We start from the raw sequence: 2,559 nt of genomic DNA, 5'->3' as shown, positions 1-2,559 counted from the left end.
TGCAAATTCCGGCTCATCTGACCACGCATTCCGCTAAGAGCTGATCAGTCTTTCCGGATGTAACTGAACGCGTTTCCGCTTCAGCTGATCAATAAGTTTTCAACGTGTTATAGTTCTTTCGTAGTCATCAAATGATTACGAAAGGAGGCATAACTATGCAAGACTACAACACGATTATCGGCTCCATCCAGATGCGTTTGAATGGATGCAAGACCAGGTCCGTTATGGACCGTTACAAGATTGGCTCAGGTACATTAAATCTGATCATGAGCCGATACCATGCCAACGGAATCCCAATCGAGGAACTCCGAATGATGGCACCTAAGGAAGTTGAGAACCTTTTCTATCCGCAGAAAAATCTACAGAGGAAAGATGTCCCACTTCCAGATTTCCAGTATTACTATGACAGAATCCATGCACCAGGGAGCCGCATGAACATTTCGTTCTGTTGGCTGGATTATAAAGAAAAGAATCCTGATGGTTATGAGAAATCACAGTTTTACGAATACTTCAACCGATTCATGGCAGAAAACTATGGTGGCCAGAAGGTATCAATGGCCGTAAACCGAATCCCGGGTGAAAAGATGTATATCGACTGGGTCGGTGATCAGCCGGAACTGTTAACAGATACCGAAACGGGCGAGATCAAAAAAGTCCATATCTTTGCGACCACTCTTGGAGTCAGCAGTCTGATCTATGCAGAAGCTTTTCCAAATGAGAAGCTCCCATGTTTTATAGAAGGCTGTGCCCATGCTGTTTCATTTTATGGTGCTGTTACGAAATACTTTGTGCCCGATAACCTGCGAACTGCTGTAACCAAGCACACAAAGGATGAACTTATCCTGCAGTCTACCTTTGCAGATCTGGAAGATTTCTATGAAACTATAGTTCTTCCACCACCCGCTAGAAAGCCGAAAGGCAAGCCTACAGTTGAAAATCATGTACGTTATCTTGAAATACACCTGGTTGAGAAACTGAAAGAAAAGATATATGTATCATTTGAAGACCTAAATGCTGAAATCAAAAAAATAGTAGCAGTCCTCAATAAACGATCTTTTCAAGGCAAGGACTTCTCAAGACAGGATGCTTTCGAAAAGTATGACAAACCATGTATGAAACCACTGCCAGGCGGATGTTACACGGCTTGCGACTATAAAGCGGTCCTAAAAGTTCCCAACAACTACCACATCGAGTATGACGGCCACTACTACTCCGTATTGTACTCTTACTGTGGCAAGCCTGCAATCCTGAAGGCAACCGCTTCAGAGATCAGGATCTGTGATCAGTATAATCGGCTGATCTGTACACATAAGCGGTCTTATAGAGAGTTTCCGCTGTATATCACGGTAGATGAACATATGCCGCCAGAACACCTTTATTACAAAGAAGTCAATTCAAAGGATGGTAATTATTACCGCCGCTGGGCTTCTGCCATTGGTCCTGCGATGTCAGAACTGATTGACAGACTCCTTAAATCATCAAAACATGAAGAGCAGTCCTATAATGCCTGTGCAGGTATCCTGCATAAAGTAAAAACAATCCCGAAAGGTGCTGCTGAAGAAGTTGCCCGTAAATGTATAGAGATCAATTCCTGTAAGTATTTTACCTTCAAGCAGATGCTGAAAAAGATGGATGTGAAGGAACTCCCCGAGCATTCACCAGGAACACTGCCCAATCATGAAAATATCAGAGGAAAGGACTACTATAAGTAAGGGTGACGTACTATGGCATACAGATTAAAAGACTATCTTTATAACGATAAACTCACAAAGGAACAGAACATACTCATGGATCGGCTGTATAAACTTCGCATGTCCGGTATGGCTGAAGCATTTGAAAAGCAGCTTTTGGAACCAAACACAGGTCTCGAACCATTTGAAGTCCGCTTTGCTGCTATTGTAAATCAGGAGTGGGATCAGCGTGAGAGTAAAAAGTTTAAACGTCTCATGAAGAAAGCGACCCTGAAATATCCTGCAGCTGATCTTGACAGTTCAATCTATGATCCAGAACGTCAGCTGAATACACACGTCATAGAACTTCTGGCCAAGTGTGATTGGATCGATGAGCCGAATAACCTGCTGATGACCGGAGGGGCCGGTGCTGGGAAAACGCACATCGCCTGCGCCTTATGTATCACAGCAATGCATCAGAACCGTACTGTTAAATACATACGTGCGAACACACTCTTAAAGGAATCAGATCATGCCAGGCAGGAAGGTACTTACTTTGAGTATTCGAATGAAATGGCAGCTTATGATCTCATGGTGATAGATGATTTCGGCTTAATGGATCTGGACATCGAGAAATGCCGCGATTTATTTGAAATCATCGAGTCCAGAGACTGCCGCAAGGCAACTATTATTATCTCACAGATTCCAGTATCCGGATGGTATCAGCTTTTTGGGGATTCCACCTACGCAGATGCCTGCTTAAGTCGAATGACATCTAAGGCATATCGCCTTGAATTTCCTGGCAGGGATCGCAGAATAACCAATAGTAATTAATCAACCTGCTGAGCTTTGCTCAGTTTGAAGCGGAATGGCGCTCCGTTCCTCTGGA

General features: G+C 43.6%; 2 protein-coding genes. Both read left to right on the top strand.

Annotation, left to right across the window (positions count from 1 at the left end):
* Positions 1-155 precede the first annotated feature (155 nt).
* Positions 156-1,712: a Mu transposase domain-containing protein gene (locus tag DXD92_RS18270; protein WP_118641309.1), complete on the top strand. Its 1,557-nt coding sequence runs from the start codon at positions 156-158 to the stop codon at positions 1,710-1,712.
* 12 nt (positions 1,713-1,724) lie between these two features.
* A complete protein-coding gene (locus DXD92_RS18265; RefSeq protein WP_055221200.1) occupies positions 1,725-2,504 on the top strand; it encodes an ATP-binding protein in 780 nt (259 codons plus the stop codon).
* Positions 2,505-2,559 lie beyond the last annotated feature (55 nt).

The sequence above is a fragment of the Blautia sp. TM10-2 genome (genome assembly GCF_003480845.1).
In the GTDB taxonomy this organism is placed as follows: domain Bacteria; phylum Bacillota; class Clostridia; order Lachnospirales; family Lachnospiraceae; genus Fusicatenibacter; species Fusicatenibacter saccharivorans.
This window is presented reverse-complemented; position numbering and strand designations above follow the sequence as displayed.